Genomic DNA, 15,758 nt, shown 5'->3' with positions numbered 1-15,758 from the left:
GAGGCGCGGCGACACCGAAGGCGCAGGCACCGGCGGCCGCGGACCGCGAGACGCCCTGAGACAGGCCGCGTACCGCCTCGGCCGACGCGGCGCATTCCTCAGCCTCCACGGCGTGGCCTGGATCTCCTACGGCGTCGGCATCCTGATCGACCCCGCTTTCGGGGTGAAACGAGGCCTCGGCTGGACCGCCTCCGTCGTCCCGTTCACGTGGCTGGCCGTCCTGTGGATCGGTTGCGGCCTCGCCGCGCTCATCTACGCGCCGCTTCGCCGCCCAGGCCGTGACGGGCACGGGTTCGCGCTCATCATGATCCCGCCCGCGTTGTGGGCGATGGCCTACCTGCTGGGGATCGGAACTTACACGCGCGGCGGTTTCAACGCCGTCGTCTGGGTCGCTGTAGCCGGATCGACGGTGATCGTGGCCGGGATGCCCGAGCCGCGATCGGCGCAGCGGGAGCGTGATAGATGACGCCTGCGATCTGGTCTGCGCTCGGCGTCATCGGAGCGGCTTTCGTTGCCGGCCTGTTCGGGTGGGTGACACAACGGCAGGTCAGAGCGTTGGGCTCCCGCGCGGAAGACCGAAGTGATTTCGCTGAGCTTCGCGAGGCGTGGCGCGAGGAGAACAAGGGGCTCCGCGAGCGCCTTCAAAGCCTGGAGCAGGCCCAGGCGGACGACCGGCGGGCCCAGGCGGACGACCGGCACATCATCGCGACCGCGCTCCGCTACATCTCCCAGATCACGCACCAGATGCGCGCGGGCGGGCTGGAGCCACCACCGTTGCCGGCCGAGCTCGCCGACCGGATGCGGGAGTACTGATGCCACTCGTCGCCAAAGGAGGAGCAGTGCCCGAACTGACCTACGGTGTGGACGTCGCGTCCTACCAGGGGAAACCATCCTGGCCGTCGGTGCACGCTGCGGGGATCCGGTTCGCGTTCTCCAAGGTCACCGAGTCCACGAACTACACCAACCCCACCTGGTCCCACAATCGGGCGGGGATGCGCGCGCTCGGCGGCGGGTTCCTGCCGGGCGGATACCACTTCCTGCACGGAGGCAACGGCGCCGCTCAGGCCCGCTACTTCCTCGCCAAGGCCGGAAGCGTGTCCGACCTCGCCGTCGCCCTGGACGTTGAAGCGTCCGGCGCCGACGCCGCCACCGCACGCGCCTGGGTGGCCGAGTTCAAGCGCCTCACCGGCGGCCACCCGGTGATCGGCTACTTCCCGCGCTGGTACTGGGAATCCCATGGAAGGCCCGACCTCAGCTTCTTCGACACGATCTGGCAGTCCCACTACGTCACCGGCGCCGGCTCGCCGGCCGCCCTCTACCGGAAGGTTCCGGCGGCCTGGTGGGCACCGTTCGGCGGCGAACCCATCTCGATCCTTCAGCACTCGTCCAACGGCACGGTGCCAGGCATCTCCGGCCGCTGTGACGTCAACACCTTCCGCGGCTCGCTCGCGGAACTGAGGGCGCTGGCCCTCGGCACTCACCAGGAGGACGACGACGTGCCCATCCGCAGCGGCTACGGCAAGACCAAGCCCCAGACCTTGAAGTGGGGCGACTTCACCCGCCTCAACTGGGACACCACCTACGCCGACCCGACCAACGCCCACTCCAAGCCGGACAAGGACCACCCCGACGGCTATCCCGGCTACGTGTCCCCGGCGTCGACCTGGGCGGACGTCGACGCGGTCGTCCGCATCGAGGGCCTGGCCGCGGGCGACGAGTACCAGCTGCGGTTCGAGGTCCACGACTGGAAGGACGGCAAGTCCGCCAGGGCCTGGCACGAGGTGCGCGCCGACGGCAACGCCACGGGCGGCGCCCAGATCGCCACCGCGTCCATGCCGAAGGAGCTCAGCAAGGGCCAGCACCTGTACGTCGCGGTCGCGGTGTTCCCCGCCGGAGGGAACGCCAGCACCCGGCGCGCGCCGCGCGCGACGTCGGGACGGTGGACGGTCCGCCAGGACCAGGGCTGACACCTATAGCCGCCTGCTGACGGACGCAGACGGCCCCAACCGCACAGAAGACCTGTGCGGCCGCAGACACGGGCGGCACCAGGCCGCCCCCTTTGCCCCCTCGGAGGCCCCCATGAAGATCCTCGGCCGCGACCCGGCCACCATCCTCGCGTTCCTGTCCGCAGGCCTGCAGATGCTCGTCGCGTTCGGCCTCGACTGGTCCGACACCCAGACCGCCGCGGTGAACGCCGGCGCCGCCGCCGTTCTCGGCCTGGTCACCGCGTGCCTGGTGGCGCGGGACCAGATCCTCCCGGCTGTCCTCGGGCTCACCCAGGCGGCCCTGACGGTCGGCCTGGCGTTCGGGCTCGGCTGGTCCGCGGATCAGTGCGCCATGCTGATGTCGTTCGTCGCGGCCGGCGTCGGCCTGTTCGGTGTCCGACCGAACGTGCAGGCGATCGTGTCCGACACCGGGGACCTGGTCCCGCGCGAGCTGCCGTACCGGCGCGCGGCCTGACCCTGCCAGCTCCCGAAAAGCAGACTGCCCCCCGTTCCTTCACCGGGCTGCCGGTGAAGGAACGGGGGGCTTTCTGTCGTTTCAGGGACCGGCCGGAGCCTGTCCGGGCTGCTCCCTACCGGCCGGGATCTTCTCCGTGGGCAGGCTGATGGTCGCGTGTAGGCCGTGCTCCTCCTCATGGAGGGTGAGGATTAGGGTGACCTCGTCCGGCTCGATGTCGCCGTCCTCGCCGGGGCGGGCGTCGGTGGCCACCCGGCAGACCCGGAACGGCAACCGGGTCGGGCCGCTGCGGCGGGCGCGGCGGACGGCGAGGGCTGCCATGTGCAGCACGTCGGTGAGGCGGCCCTCGGGCTCCTGGATGGCGCCGGTGCGGGCCGCGTCAGCGTCAGTCCAGGCAACGCAGTCCGCGTGTGCCGCCGGAGTGAGGGCACCGGGATGAGGAGGCCGCCGCCGCCGCGCCGTTCCACCGCTGCATCACCGCGGCGAAGTTCTCGGGCATCAGGTCGGCGACGGGGGCCGCACCACCGGCGACGTCGATCAGCCGCGCGAGGGCGTCGTCGGAGATGGCGCGGGTAGTGGCGGTTGGGATCTGGTCCAGGTAGCGGCCGACGGCGGCTGCGAGGGTGCAGACGCCGGGTCGGCCGGGGAATGCGAGGACGGACACGCGGGGACCTCCGTAGGCTGATGTGACTCATAACGAGGAAATTCCAACCTGAGTCCGCAGGTCACGGGCCGGTTGCGTCCCGCGCGGCGTGAGCGACAACAAGAGAGCTCCTGGTAGATCGAGATTTGCGACGATCTTGACCACCAGGAGCTCCGATGCTGTTCTATCGCGCTGCCCTCGATCTGTCTCGCTCGGCCCGCAGGTTCGTGGCCGATCTGATCCGCAGGCACCGGCACCGGGTCGGGTCACGGTGGCGGCGTCTGCCGCCAGACCGCCAAGCGCTGCTGGTTCTGGTGCACCTGCGCCGCAACGAGACCTTCGCCGGCCTGGCGGCGGCGTTCGGCGTCGGTGCCGCGACCGCGCACCGCTACGTCACCGAGGTGATCGAACTGCTCGCCGACCTGGCACCCGACCTGCGGCAAGCCATGCGGATCGCCCAGCGCAAGGCCTACGTCATCCTGGACGGCACGCTGGTGGCCACCGACCGGCTGTCGGGCGCAGGCGACCGGCTGCACTACTCGGGCAAACACCGCCGCCATGGCGTGAACGTCCAGTTCCTCACTGACCCGCACGGCGAGCTGATCTGGGCGTCGCCGGCCCTGCCCGGCTCCACCCATGATCTGACCGCCGCCCGCGAGCACGGCATCATCGACGCTCTGACGACCCGGGCGATCGCCTGCTACGCCGACAAGGGGTACCTCGGCGCCGGCGGCGCGGTCGGCACCCCCTACAAACGCACGAAGCATCGCAAGCTGGACAAACGCAAGAAGCTGTTCAACCAGCACCACGCCAAGGTCCGCGCCCCGGGCGAGCGAGGCGCCGCCGCGCTCAAGGGATGGCACATCTTGCGGAAGGCCCGCTGCTCACCCAGCCGCCTATCCACCATCGTGAAGGCCATCCTCACCCTCCATCACCAGAACCGATGAGGATGGAATCAGCTCAACGTTGCCGAGTCGCTTCCGGTCCGGCCGATGGTGAGCTGGGCGGGAGCAGCCCGGTGGAGGTCAGTGTGATAGGTAATGCAGATTCCCTGTCACATTTTGATCGCGCCCGACTACGGTGTTCGGTGTGAGGACGGGGATGGTGCTGGCTCAGCGGTACCGCCTGGACCGGCTGCTGGGCGGCGGCGGAATGGGCGAGGTATGGCAGGGGTTCGACCTAACCCTTCGCCGCAGGGTTGCGATCAAACTGATCCGCGCCGATCTGCGTGACGACGCCCAGTTCTCCGAACAGATGCTACGCCGGTTCCAGCGGGAGGCAAATGCCGCAGCCAGGTTGAACCATCGCAACATCACCACGGTTCACGACTACGGCGAGCAGCCCTACACCGACCGCGCTGGAAGAGGTCGGCTCTTTCCATTCCTTGTGATGGAGCACCTGGAGGGCACAGATCTGAGCTCGCTACTTAAGCAAACCCCCGAAGGCCTACCGATCAACCAGGTGCTGGAATATGGTATTCAGGCGTGCGATGGCCTGGCCGCGGCCCACGAGGCCGATGTCGTGCACCGCGACATCAAGCCCGCCAACCTGATGCTCGTGGCCGACGGGACCATCAAGATCTGCGACTTCGGAATCGCGCACCTCCCCGACGCCACCGCAGGCTTGACCGGACACGGGAGGGTCCTGGGCACACGCGGCTACATGGCCCCGGAACAGCGCGAGGGACGTCCTGTCGACTACCGGGCCGATCTTTACGCGCTCGGTGCGACCCTGTATCGCCTTCTCACCGGCAAGATCCCAACCACCGCCGCGCCTGGCATCCATCGAGACGGCATCAGCACTGACCTTGACGGTCTCATCAGCGAACTCCTAGCCGACAATCCCGATGACAGACCCCCGTCCGCCGCCGCGATAGCCGACCGCCTGCGCATCTTCACCCACCCGGCCACTCTCCCCGACCAATCCACCGCTGCTGACACCGGCGGCCGCCGAACCACCAGCGAGACTGAAAGCGAGCAAGCACGTCGTTCAGAACTCCACCAAGCATGGGCCGAAGCTGAACGTATCGCCCGCTCCATCACCTACCCCACCAGCCGATCCAGGGAGCTAGGGTGGCAGGCCACCGCGCTCACCGCAGTCGCTAAGGTCGTGGCCCCGCAGGACGCCGACCGGGCTGCGGGGCTGCTGGCCGAGGCGGAGCACACCGCGCGCACCATCACCGACCCCGACGAACGCGCCTGGAGACTGACAGGGCTCGCCGAAGCCGTTGGCAAGGACGACGCCGACCGGGCTGCGGGGCTGCTGGCCGAGGCGGAGCACACCGCGCGCACCATCACCGACCCCGACGAACGCGCCTGGACACTGACAGGGCTCGCCGAAGCCGTTGGCAAGGACGACGCCGACCGGGCTGCGGGGCTGCTGGCCGAGGCGGAGCACACCGCGCGCACCATCACCGACCTCCACGATCGCGCCTGGACACTGACGAGAGTCGCCAAGGCAGTAGTCGCCCACGATGTGGCCGAAGCCGAGCGCATCGCGCGTTCCATCACCAGCCTTCTCCGACGGTCCCAAGGGCTACAAGAACGGGTCAAGGGGTTAGTGGGGGTCGCTGAGGCGGTAGCAGCGCACGACGCCGAACGGGCCATGTCGCTGCTGACCGAAGCCGAGCGCACCGCCCGCTCCATAACCAACAAGTACGAGCGACACTTCGCGCTGACAGAAGTCGCCAAGGCGGTGGCCACACATGACGTACCGCAAGCCGAGCGGATCGCAGGTTCCACCACCAAAATGTTCGACCGATTGGACCGCCGATGGGTGGCGAAGCAGCGGGACGAGGCGTTAGCCACGGTCGTTGAGGTGGTGGCCGCGCAGGATCCGCTGGAGGCTGAGCGCATCGTCGGCTCCATCACTGAGCCCGACGATCGCGCCCACGGTCTGATCAGCGTGGCCGAGGCCGTCGGCGAGCGCGACATAGAACGAGCCAGATCACTGCTGGAACAAGCCGAGCAAACCGCCAACTCCATTACCGGCTTCAAGCTTCGATCCTTAATTCTCCAACAGCGGGAGAGAGCACTCGTTAAGGTGGTGGCCGCGCAGGATCCGCTGGAGGCTGAGCGCATCGTCGGCTCCATCACTGAGCCCGACGATCGCGCCCACGGTCTGATCAGCGTGGCCGAGGCCGTCGGCGAGCGCGACATAGAACGAGCCAGATCACTGCTGGAACAAGCCGAGCAAACCGCCAACTCCATCACCGACTTCCAGAGTCGATCCTGGGTGCTGCGAAGACGGGATTGGGCACTTGCTAAGGTTGCTGAGGCGGCGGGCGCACATGATCCAGCCAAAGCCGAGCGCATCGCCAGCTCCATCGCCGGTCTCAACGACCGCGCCCGAGCGCTGGTAAAAGTCGCCAAGGCAGCTGCGGCACACCCGTGGGATCCCGATGCTTCCGCTGTTGATCAGACCTGACCCTGCTGCGGCGTTGGTGTTGAGGGGGTCTGGGCGCACGTGGAGCGTTCTGCCCGGCTTGACGCCCGGCTGAGGGGCGACACCCCTGCCGTGATGCACATCCGGCTCCCTGCTGGTCATCGATAGGTGGTGGCCAAGAGTGGTCAGTCACGCATAGCTGCGTGTCCTTTCCATTCGCAAGGGCATCGATACTACCGGGCGGAGCCGCCCGCAAATCGCTCTACAGGATTTCCGATAGCGGCAAGGAATACCTTTTTCGGGGAGGGGGGAGGACTGGATGAGTAATAGCATTTGTCCAGTTTGCGGAATAATCATGCCCCAAAATTGGGGCCTGGTCGCCCTAGTGTTTTTCAAGCTCGGCCGCATTTTTGGTGCGAATTCAAGGGGCAAGGCCAGGCCACCCGGTTGCCCGCGATGCGGCAACCCTGGGTACCGGGTTGACCGAGAGGCCGTGTCGGCCAACCCGCCTCCGCTTCACGGTGGCCTACCCCTGTTCCGGCGAGTATCTGCTTCCTGGGATGGGTCGTGGAAGGGGCGCAGGCCGTTGGCAGCGTCGGTGCGGGTGAAGGCGTAGCGGCCCAGGAAGTTGATGCGCTCGAAGCAGATCGGGGAGAGTCGGGCGCACATGGCCTCGGTGGCGGGGAACCCGCCCTTGCGGATCTGTTTGACGGCGGCGTCCAGGTAGAGGGTGTTCCATCACACCACGGCGTTGAGCGCCAGGCCGAGCGCGCCGAGTTGGTCCTCCATCCCTTCGCGGTAGCGCTGGCGAAGCTGCCCGCGGTTGCCGAAGTCGATGCGCCGGGCCAGGCGGTGCCGGGCCTCCTGGACGTTGAGCTGGGTACCGAGGCCCCCGCCGGGACGCCTTGCCGGCTCCCGGTGGGGGCGATCGCGGCGCTGGTGCATGCGCCTGGTCCTGAGCGTAAGGGCTTCGCCTCGGTAGGGTGCGCCGCATGACGCAACCGCTGTTGGTCTTCACCGCCGTTCCGGATCGCGATGCTGGGATGGAGCTTCTCAAATCGGCCGTCGCCCACCGCCTGGCCGCAGGCGGCCAGGTCGTCCACGCCGGGAACGTCTTCTGGCACCTAGGCGAACTCGGTACCGGGGAGGAGTGGCAGGTCTCGCTGCGGTCCACGAGCGACCGGTACCCCGACCTGGAAGCGCACCTGCTGGCGCATCACCCCTGGCAGAACCCAGAGGTGATGTGGGTGCCGATCGGCGGGGGATCGTCTGGCTTCCTGGACTGGCTTACACGGGAGACGCGGCCGGACCCGGGCACATCCTCTTGACCTTCTCCAGCACCTCAGCGACCGCAGCTGTAGCCGCGTGCGGATGCAGCCGCGCCGCTACTGCCCGAATCCGCCGTCCTGGCCGGGCCGAGGCGACGTCGGCGCCGAGGGTGGTCGCCTTAGACAGCGTCTGCGCGGCACGGTCGATCGCCCGCGCTTCGAGATGCGCCTCGGCCAGCCACGTCATGTAGAGGCACTTGTCGCGGGCGTGCGCGTCGTCATACCGCGCGAGCGCCCATTCCAGTGCGGGGACGGCACGGTCCGGCCGCCGCAAGATCGCCCAGCACCGCCCGGTCATGATCTGCAACTCGACGTCGTCGACCCAGCGCGCCCAGTCCGGGTCGGGCGCATCCGCTGCGGCGGTGAGCGCCTGAGTGGCGGCGCCGAGGTTCTCCTGCACCTGCCGGACGTGTGACGGGCCGGCCATGGCGTGTGCCCACGCGGCGCGCTCGTAGAGCAGCGCCCGAACGGCTGGGGGAGTGCCGGGGTCGACGACGCGGCAGGCCGCGTCTGCCTCCTCGGTGCCGCGCTGACCGGCCGTAACACGGTGGTAGGACATCAGCGCGAGCGCATTGCCCATCAGCGACGTGTGCCCGGCCTCGGAGGCTGCGGTCATGCTGTCCCGGTAGTGGGCGCGCGCCGCCGCCATCTGCCCGGCGTCCAGCGCCGCCCATCCGGCCTGCTGCGCCTGTTCCGCCAGGACGCCCAGGAGCTTACGCTCGGTCGTCTCGTTGTAGGTGGCGGTCCGGACAAGGCCCCGCGTTGCTGCGAACTCGGCGCTGTACACGCGGTAGGTGTCAGCCCCACCCAGGACATCGTCCAGACGCCGCAGCCGCGCGGTCCGCCGCTGCAGCTGCTCGACGTCGTCCGCGCCGATGACGCGGGCCCCACCGGGCAGGTCGCCCGGATTCCACGGAGTGACGGCCAGGCCCACGACGGCGGCCGCCCCTAGAAAGCTTCTTCGTTGCACCGGGTCATCCTCCACACTCGCCGGGTCGAAAAGACCGCGTTGGGACATACCGAGCGCTTCAGCGATCGCCCCTTGATACCGCGGACCAACGCCGGCGCGGCCGCGCTCCCAGCGCTTCACATAGTCGACGAGGGTGGCTAGATCCGTAGTGAACTGGTCGCCTAAGGCCTCGGCGATCAGCTCGGCGAGACCGCGCTGCGATAGGCCGCGCGCCTCCCGTTCGGCCTTCAGCCGCGCGCCGATGCGCGTTCTTTCTGCTGGCGTCATGTGTGCACCTCACGTGTCGCCGTGCCCCCTGGGGGGCACGCAGATGCCCCCCATTGTGCCCCTGCCGCCCCCACCACGGTTGCGGTTCGCTTGCAGCGACCGAATCGCTACCGACCAGGCGAGGCCATATGTACCCGAATCCGCACGCTCGCGGCTGGCGACCGCCCGCGGCGCCGAAGTCGGAGGGGCCCGAGGAGACGACCGCGGTGGACATCCCGCGGGTCCCCGGCCTCCCGGCATCCAACCCCCGCCAGGCCGCCACGGAGCCGGCCCGCAGCGAGGTGGACGAGGCGATCGCTTCCCTGCCGCTCCCGCCCCGCCCGCGCCCTGACCTGCGCGCCGCTCACGCCGAGGCGGTGGACCGGCCGTCGTCGCGCGCCGATTCGCTGCCGGGCGGTCCGCAGAGCGGCTATCCCGGCAAGCCCTCCTACGTGATGGGGAAGAAGGTCTGGTGTTGGCGCGGGGGGCTGACCGGGAGCTGCTGGGGCTTCGTCCCGAAAGAGTCTCGACTCACCGGGCACCCGGACGCGCTGGTGGAGGCGTCCACACCGCAGGACCTGGCGGCCAAGATCGCCCGCGCGTTGCAGAGGGCGGGGGCCTGACATGGAAGCGACCATGACCGGGCCCCGGCCGAGCCAGGCGCGGATCTATAACCGCCTCCTGGGCGGCCGTGACCACCTCACGCCGGACCGCCTGGTGGCCGACGAGCTATCGGACGTCATGCCCGCTGTGGGCTCGATCGCCATCGCGTCCAGGAACTTTCTGCTGCGGGCCGTCGACCACCTCGCCCAGGCCGGTGCCAGGCAGTTCCTGGACGTCGGGTGCGGGCTCCCCGTTGGTGCGCCGGTGCACAAGGTCGCCAGGGCCGTCGCTCCGCGAGCGCGGGTGGTGTACGTCGACAACGACCCGGAGGTCGCTGCATACGCTCGGGCCCTGCCCGCCCGCCGCGGCGGTCTCGGGGTCGTCGAGGGCGACATGCACGACGTCGAGACCATGCTCGCCGCGGCCGCCGACACGCTGAACCTCCAACAACCGGTCGTAGTGCTGATGGGCGCGGTTCTGCACTTCACCGAGGCCGCCGACACCATCCTCCGCGAGCTGGCCGAACGGCTGGCCGCCGGCAGCCACGTGGTCCTCTCGCATGCCGAGGCCGGGCACCCGCACATGGAGGCGGCCGCCCAGATGTACCGGCGGATGGTGGGCCCTGTCGTGCTGCGCACCGCGACAGAGCTCGGAGTCCTGCTCAAAGGGTGGGACCTGATCGGACCTGGGATCGTGTCGGCCGTCGACTGGGAGCCCGGATGCGAGCCGCCGTCGGCGCGCTCGCCACTGCCCGTGCTGGCCGCCGTCGCGACGGTGCCGGCATGAACTTCATGAGCAGGGGATGGCGCGTGCGGCTGCGGCGACGCCCGCCGCGTCGTCCCCGGCCAGCCGTCGTTCGGCTGCCAGTCGACCGCCCCAGGGAGAGCGGCTGGACGACGGGCGACGCCTCGGCCGCGCACTACCTCCGCGCGGGTGCCGGGTGCGTCGTATGGGGAGTCGCGCGGTCGGGGTCCGCCCCCCGTGACCGCGGCCGCGCGACGCTCCTGGCCAACTGCCCGGCAAAGCGGAGGCACTCGTGCCGCCTGTGAACGTGGCCGGGCTCCTCTTGCGTAGCGGCCTGGCCGGTCATGGCTGGCAGATGGTCGACGCTGGCGACGGGCAGATGCTGCTGCGGCGGATCGACCGCGGATGGCGTGGGCCGGACCCGCGGCTCGTGGCGCGGCCAGTCGACGGCGGACGCGGATGCTTGTGGTGGCACTGGACCGCGCCTGCCCCGATCGCGGGCATCCCGATCGCCCCGGCCAATCACGTCGACCGCACGCATCGGCTGGTTCTCAGCACGCTCGACAAGCTGGGCCAGGCCGCGATGGCAAGCGAGTGGGCGGCTCCTCAACCGTCGCGGCTCGGCACCTCGGCCGGAGCCTGCCTCGCTCCCTGTGCAGGGCACCCGAGCCGCTGAACGGTCCCGAAGCCGGCGCCGGCGCCGATCCTCACTCGGTGCCCGGCGCTGGGTGCGGACCTTCCTGGCCGTTGGTTCGCACTCGCGGATGTGCGCGCAGGGCCGGCATGCCCGGTGCTGCGTGCACATCCGCTCCATGAGCTGCGCGCGGCTTCCGTCCACGGGGGCCGCCATGGCGACGCCGGACGGTAGGACCGACTTGTTGCGGAGGCCGTGGTCGGGTTGAAGCGGCACTCTCCGAGCTAGGCGGCACCCTCTGCGCGACTCGAAGGTCAGCTGATAGGGACGCGGCGCGGCTTGACTGCGCGGGGGCGTGAGGAGATCAGACCAGCCCCGTAGAGGGCCTCTGCGACGGCGCGGGCTCGGTCCTGGTTGTCGAGGGCAGGAGCCCACGAGAGACCGTCGAGGGCCTGGGCGGCGATCAGGACCGCGCGGTTGAACGCCGCGGCGTCGGACCTTGCGGGGGAGAGCGCGGGGCGACGTCCTTCACCGACGTGTCGGAGGCTTTCGCCCTGGCCCTCAATGGGGTGATGGCATTTCGAGCATTCGTCGAACGGGGCGGCCAGGCGGCGGGCGGGATGGTCGAACATGCTGCGCTCCATAGTTGTGCAGACAACTACAGAGTACTCGGATGAGAACACTTGACGCTATGACTAATCGGAAGGCTGGGCTGCGGCGGTTGAGGCCGTCTAGCTCCGGGGGTACGGCACTGGCCGGCCCGAAACCGTGACGCAGCCCAGCGGTCCTCCTTTCGGGAATATCTCAATGAATTTCACGACTCATCTGCGGGTTGCAGCAGAGGGGCCCCTGAACGCAGACGTCAAGGTGCGCACTCAGCCCACAGGCGGCCGTTCGTGCGGTGTGGATGGAACGTAACCGGTTCCGGTCCCCACACGCTCCCCGCCCGCTCCCCGTGCGCTCCCCGCTTACTCCCCGCGCCACTCGCCGCAATGTTTCCGCAGTTCAGAGCGCAGATCCGTGTTTTCACGGGTGGCCGGATCCGGCCACCCGACGCCGTTGTGTCTCTCTCTGTAAACACGCGGTCGGCTACGAGTGAGGTACTTGGTCCGGTTTCGCGCTACGGTTCTCCCTCCGGGGACAAGACAGTTGAAAGGCGCGGTCGATGGAGCCTTTGGAAATCACGCTTCTGCGAGGCATTCGAGTGGTACTCGGAGGCGAGGCCCTCCAACTCTCTGCGCGCCAGCAGGAACTCACGTTCGCTCTCTTGGCGGGCGGAAGGGGCCTGGTGCTAGACCGGCAGCTCCTCGATTTGGTGTGGAACACCGATATCGAGAAGCACACGCTGCACACCGCAGTGTCAAAGCTGCGCCGCAGACTGGGAAAGGACCGGATCTCCCGGAGCGACCACCCCGGCGGCTACCAGTTGATCGTCCACGAAGGGGAACCGGTCGACCTGTGGATCTGGAGTCGACTCCTCCACGAGTGCAGCGGGCGCTACGCCACCGACCCCTATATGGTCGCTGAGCTGGGGCGCCGTGTCCTGGACATGGTCGACCTGGACTCGCTGGACGTGCTGGCCGACACGCCCGCGATGATGACGGTGCGGCAGGGCATCGAGAACGACTACCTGCGGACGGCTGCGCAGGTCGCCGAGATCAAGCTCTCCTGCGGTGACCACGTCCCGGTGATCGCCCTGCTGAGGAGGCTGGTGCAGCGCTACGAAGACCGCGAGCACCTGCGGAGCCTGCTGATGCAGGCGCTGTACCGGGATCAGCGGCCCGGCGAGGCGCTCGCTCTGTACGACGAGCTCGCGGCGGCCCGCTCCCAGCACGGCCGCGAACCGACGCCCGGCCTCCAGGAGCTCCGGGAACGCATCGTCAACAACGACCTGGATCTGCTGCGGTCCGAGCCGAGACCACTGCCGGCGGCAGACCAGGCGGTCGATCGGTCGGGCGGGACCGAGCGTCCGTCGATCAACCGAATGACGGGCGCTCTTATCGTCCAGGACCCCGACAGCCCCGACGCCTACAGCCGCGCCGTGGACCGCGCGAGCCTCCTCGCCACCACGGCGGTGATCCCCGACCTTGTGCGCATGGAGGCCGAGAGCCACGAGTTCGCCGAGACCGCGGTGCGGACGGCGTCGCAGCTCGGCATCGCCCGATTCATCGAGATCGGCCCGCCGTTGCCCTTGATGATCCACAAGGCGGCGCGGCTGATGCAGCCCAACAGGGCCCAGACCGTCTACGTCCACCGCGACGCCGCGTTCGTCCGGCACTGCCAGCGCCTGGTCGGCGGCCTCGACGGCGTCAGCGTCACCAATGGATCGGTCCGAGACACTGCGGCGCTCCTGGATGACCCCCATGTACGGGCGCTGTTCGACCTCGACCAGCCGGCGGTGGACAAGCGGGAGCGAGTCGCGATCGTGGACCGCACCGACATCAACGTGACTCCAGGGCCCGCGGTCGTTGACCAGTACGCGCTGCTGTGTGAGGAGGCGGCGCCGGGGTCGGTGCTGGTGCTGGTCTGCGTCAGCGATCAGATTTCCGCGCTCGCCGTTCGGCAACTCGGGACGGTGTACGAGTACGCCCCCGAATCGGACCCGATCGCGCGACGGTCGTTGGAGGAGATCGCAGCTCTGGTGCCGCCGGGGATGCGGGTCCTCGACCCGGGCATCGTTGACGTGCACCAGTTCTGCGCAAGCCCCACGGTCCGCGGGACAGAGGGCACCTGGCGGCAGTATGCGCTCATTGCCGTCAAGGAATGACGGATCGGCATCGAAGGCATCGACCGCGTTGACAGGTGCGGCGCCGACACCGGATGCTGGGCGCGCAGCAGAGGGGCCCCGCTGAAGAAGGGATCAGCGTGGCCGAGTCGCAATCTCCTGTGAGGTGTCCGTTTCCGTTCACCTCACAGGACCCGCTCGCCCCATCACCGGCCCCGGCCGGGTACGAGGACCAGCGCATCTTCAAGGTCACGCTTCCGCCGGGGCAGCCTGATACCTGGGCGTGGTGGATCCGGGACCATGCGGCGGCCAGCCAGGTGTACCGCGACGGCGACACCTTCCGGCGCGGCAGCGCTGACGGTGTGCTGCCGTTCCTGCGGCTGGCGCCGCTCATCCTGGTACAGGACGGCGAGCACCACCGGCAGCTGCGGAGCCTGGTCAACAAGGAGTTCACGCGGCCACGGATCGAACGGTTCCGCCCCGCCCTCCAGGGCCTCACCAGCGCCCTACTCGACGCGATGTTCGAGGCCGGCGAGCCCGCCGACCTGCTTGAGCGTCTCGCGTGGCCGCTGTCGCTGAACGCCATCGCCGAGATCCTCGGCGTCCCGGTGACCGGACGCGAGCAGTTCATGGCCTGGGGCGACAAGCTTCTCTCGACCGGCCCGAACCGCGAGCAGGACAACGCCCAGGCGATGACGGAGATGACGGGGTACGCGGCCCGGCTGCTTGCCGAACGTCACGCGGCACCGGCCGACGACGTGCTCACGGCCGCCGTCTCCAACGCCGAGGGAGCGGGCATCGACCCGATGGAGGTGGCGATGCTCGTCGCCAGCCTCGTCGTAGCCGGCTGGGAGACGACCGCGGCCGCCATCGCCAGCACGGTGTACGCCCTGCTCGATTGGTCAGGAGACGACGGCCACACGCTGTACAGCCAGCTGTGCGCGCACCCCGAGCGGATTCCCGGTGCGGCCGAGGAGATGCTCCGGCTGATACCGAACTCGTGGTACGACGCCGGGCAGCCCCGCCGCGCCGAGCGCGACGTGGAACTCGCCGGCGTGCAGATCAAGGCGGGTGAGCTGCTGATCGTCGCGCACGACCATGCCAACCGCGACCCGGCGGTGTTCCCCGACCCTGGCCGGATCGACCTGACCCGCAGCGCTGGCCAGCACCTTTCGTTCGGGTCCGGTGTGCATTTCTGCCTGGGCGCGCACCTGGCGCGCCTGGAGCTGATCGTCGCCCTGGAGGAGCTGACGCGCCGTGCCCCGGCCCTGCGGGTCGCCGGGGAGGTGGCGTGGAACACCGCGACCCCGATTCGCCGGCCGGAGTCGCTCCCGGTCGCCTGGTCGCCCGGAAGTCGGTGAAGTCAGAGCCGCGCGCTGTACTATGAGGGCACTCTTCGGAGTTGTCAGGGCCGGTGAGGACTGTCACCCCGCCACGCGAGTGGTGGGACCCCCTCACCGGCCCCTCCGTGTCTACGGGCAGACAGAAGCGGGCGGGGCGCCCCCGGCTTCTGCCAGGGGCGCCCGGCCATCAGTCCTCGCCGAGCTCGAGTTCGTGGGCGACCTGCTCGACGGCCTGCTCCGCGCGGCGGATCAGGTGCTCGAAGACGTCGAATTGCCAGCCCAAGGGGTCTCCCGTCTCCAGAGTGACCGCCGCGAAGTCCCATGCCGCGAGCCAGTCGAGGACCGCCTGGTGGAGCAGATCCTTGTGCCGCTGTTCGATCGGTTGCGCGTCGAGCAGCTCCACCCGCACCCGGTTGAACGCCGTGAGGGCGTGGAACAGCACCTCGTTCTTCCAGCGGTGGTCCCAGGCGGCCAGGCCGACCGGAAGCGGGAGGCGGGCCAGAACCGTCCGGATGACGCCGTAGAGGGCCATCATCTCGTCGTACAGGTCAACCCACCGCTTCGCCTTGGCTCTGGCGTTGTCGTCTGCACCGTTACCCATGGGGTTGGCTCCCTTCGGATGAGCCCAGAGGTGGGTGACGTGGGAGACGGGCGGGTGCCCCCGGTTGGCTACCGGGG

Annotated in this window: 17 protein-coding genes and 1 pseudogene; 12 read left to right on the top strand and 6 right to left on the bottom strand. The window is 69.2% G+C overall.

What is annotated here, in order from left to right:
• Positions 1 to 112: 112 nt before the first annotated feature.
• From FKD65_RS02280 to FKD65_RS02265, 4 genes are all read left to right on the top strand, one after another.
• Complete coding sequence (locus FKD65_RS02280) at positions 113 to 466, top strand: hypothetical protein (RefSeq protein WP_141575819.1); 354 nt, start codon at positions 113 to 115, stop codon at positions 464 to 466.
• Positions 463 to 813, top strand: a complete 351-nt coding sequence (locus FKD65_RS02275; protein WP_141575817.1) for a hypothetical protein — start codon at positions 463 to 465, stop codon at positions 811 to 813. The genes FKD65_RS02280 and FKD65_RS02275 overlap by 4 nt, the downstream gene beginning before the upstream one ends.
• A gap of 26 nt (positions 814 to 839) precedes the next feature.
• A complete protein-coding gene (locus tag FKD65_RS02270; RefSeq protein ID WP_168220909.1) occupies positions 840 to 1,967 on the top strand; it encodes a glycoside hydrolase family 25 protein in 1,128 nt (375 codons plus the stop codon).
• Between the two features lie 112 nt (positions 1,968 to 2,079).
• Positions 2,080 to 2,460, top strand: coding sequence for a hypothetical protein (locus tag FKD65_RS02265; protein WP_141575813.1), 381 nt, complete (start codon positions 2,080 to 2,082; stop codon positions 2,458 to 2,460).
• Between the two features lie 81 nt (positions 2,461 to 2,541).
• Here FKD65_RS02265 and FKD65_RS02260 read toward each other — a convergent pair whose 3' ends face one another.
• Both FKD65_RS02260 and FKD65_RS02255 read right to left on the bottom strand, forming a co-directional pair.
• Complete coding sequence (locus tag FKD65_RS02260; RefSeq protein WP_141575810.1) at positions 2,542 to 2,781, bottom strand: hypothetical protein; 240 nt, start codon at positions 2,779 to 2,781, stop codon at positions 2,542 to 2,544.
• Between the two features lie 64 nt (positions 2,782 to 2,845).
• Positions 2,846 to 3,124 carry a hypothetical protein gene (locus FKD65_RS02255; RefSeq protein WP_141575808.1) on the bottom strand — a complete coding sequence of 93 codons (279 nt, stop codon included), beginning with the start codon at positions 3,122 to 3,124 and terminating at the stop codon, positions 2,846 to 2,848.
• A gap of 155 nt (positions 3,125 to 3,279) precedes the next feature.
• On the opposite strand from FKD65_RS02255, the gene FKD65_RS02250 reads away from it, so the two are divergent.
• Positions 3,280 to 4,050: a transposase family protein gene (locus tag FKD65_RS02250; protein WP_141575806.1), complete on the top strand. Its 771-nt coding sequence runs from the start codon at positions 3,280 to 3,282 to the stop codon at positions 4,048 to 4,050.
• A gap of 154 nt (positions 4,051 to 4,204) precedes the next feature.
• Positions 4,205 to 6,529 (top strand): protein kinase, encoded by a 2,325-nt coding sequence (locus FKD65_RS02245; RefSeq protein WP_141575804.1) that lies wholly within the window; start codon positions 4,205 to 4,207, stop codon positions 6,527 to 6,529.
• Positions 6,530 to 7,003: 474 nt separating this feature from the next.
• On the opposite strand, the pseudogene FKD65_RS45305 reads toward FKD65_RS02245, so the two are convergent.
• Positions 7,004 to 7,375 (bottom strand): annotated as a pseudogene (locus tag FKD65_RS45305) (Tn3 family transposase); the annotation flags it as partial.
• Positions 7,376 to 7,479: 104 nt separating this feature from the next.
• Here FKD65_RS45305 and cutA point away from each other — a divergent pair.
• Entirely contained in the window at positions 7,480 to 7,815 is a 336-nt protein-coding gene (gene cutA / locus FKD65_RS02230; RefSeq protein ID WP_141575800.1) for a divalent-cation tolerance protein CutA, read from the top strand.
• On the opposite strand, the gene FKD65_RS02225 is transcribed toward cutA, so the two are convergent.
• Entirely contained in the window at positions 7,775 to 9,052 is a 1,278-nt protein-coding gene (locus tag FKD65_RS02225) for a helix-turn-helix transcriptional regulator (RefSeq protein WP_141575797.1), read from the bottom strand. The genes cutA and FKD65_RS02225 overlap by 41 nt on opposite strands.
• A 206-nt stretch (positions 9,053 to 9,258) precedes the next feature.
• On the opposite strand from FKD65_RS02225, the gene FKD65_RS02220 reads away from it, so the two are divergent.
• From FKD65_RS02220 to FKD65_RS02210, 3 genes are all read left to right on the top strand, one after another.
• On the top strand, positions 9,259 to 9,654 hold the full coding sequence (locus FKD65_RS02220) for a hypothetical protein (RefSeq protein WP_141575795.1): 396 nt from the start codon (positions 9,259 to 9,261) through the stop codon (positions 9,652 to 9,654).
• 13 nt (positions 9,655 to 9,667) lie between these two features.
• Complete coding sequence (locus FKD65_RS02215) at positions 9,668 to 10,420, top strand: SAM-dependent methyltransferase (RefSeq protein WP_168220908.1); 753 nt, start codon at positions 9,668 to 9,670, stop codon at positions 10,418 to 10,420.
• Between the two features lie 250 nt (positions 10,421 to 10,670).
• Positions 10,671 to 11,054, top strand: coding sequence for a hypothetical protein (locus FKD65_RS02210; RefSeq protein WP_141575791.1), 384 nt, complete (start codon positions 10,671 to 10,673; stop codon positions 11,052 to 11,054).
• 272 nt (positions 11,055 to 11,326) lie between these two features.
• On the opposite strand, the gene FKD65_RS02205 is transcribed toward FKD65_RS02210, so the two are convergent.
• Complete coding sequence (locus FKD65_RS02205) at positions 11,327 to 11,644, bottom strand: hypothetical protein (protein ID WP_141575788.1); 318 nt, start codon at positions 11,642 to 11,644, stop codon at positions 11,327 to 11,329.
• Positions 11,645 to 12,177: 533 nt separating this feature from the next.
• Here FKD65_RS02205 and FKD65_RS02200 point away from each other — a divergent pair.
• Together FKD65_RS02200 and FKD65_RS02195 are read left to right on the top strand one after the other, a co-directional pair.
• Positions 12,178 to 13,779 (top strand): SAM-dependent methyltransferase, encoded by a 1,602-nt coding sequence (locus FKD65_RS02200; protein WP_141575786.1) that lies wholly within the window; start codon positions 12,178 to 12,180, stop codon positions 13,777 to 13,779.
• Positions 13,780 to 13,898: 119 nt separating this feature from the next.
• The gene (locus tag FKD65_RS02195) at positions 13,899 to 15,098 is read left to right on the top strand and encodes a cytochrome P450 (protein WP_141575784.1); all 1,200 of its coding nucleotides are present in this window, start codon (positions 13,899 to 13,901) and stop codon (positions 15,096 to 15,098) included.
• A 169-nt stretch (positions 15,099 to 15,267) separates the two neighbouring features.
• On the opposite strand, the gene FKD65_RS02190 is transcribed toward FKD65_RS02195, so the two are convergent.
• Entirely contained in the window at positions 15,268 to 15,681 is a 414-nt protein-coding gene (locus FKD65_RS02190; RefSeq protein ID WP_141575782.1) for a hypothetical protein, read from the bottom strand.
• Positions 15,682 to 15,758 lie beyond the last annotated feature (77 nt).

The sequence above is a fragment of the Actinomadura sp. WMMA1423 genome, from assembly GCF_006547145.1.
Lineage (GTDB): Bacteria > Actinomycetota > Actinomycetes > Streptosporangiales > Streptosporangiaceae > Spirillospora.
The sequence above is the reverse complement of the archived record's forward strand: the minus strand, read 5'-3'. Positions and strand labels throughout refer to the sequence as shown.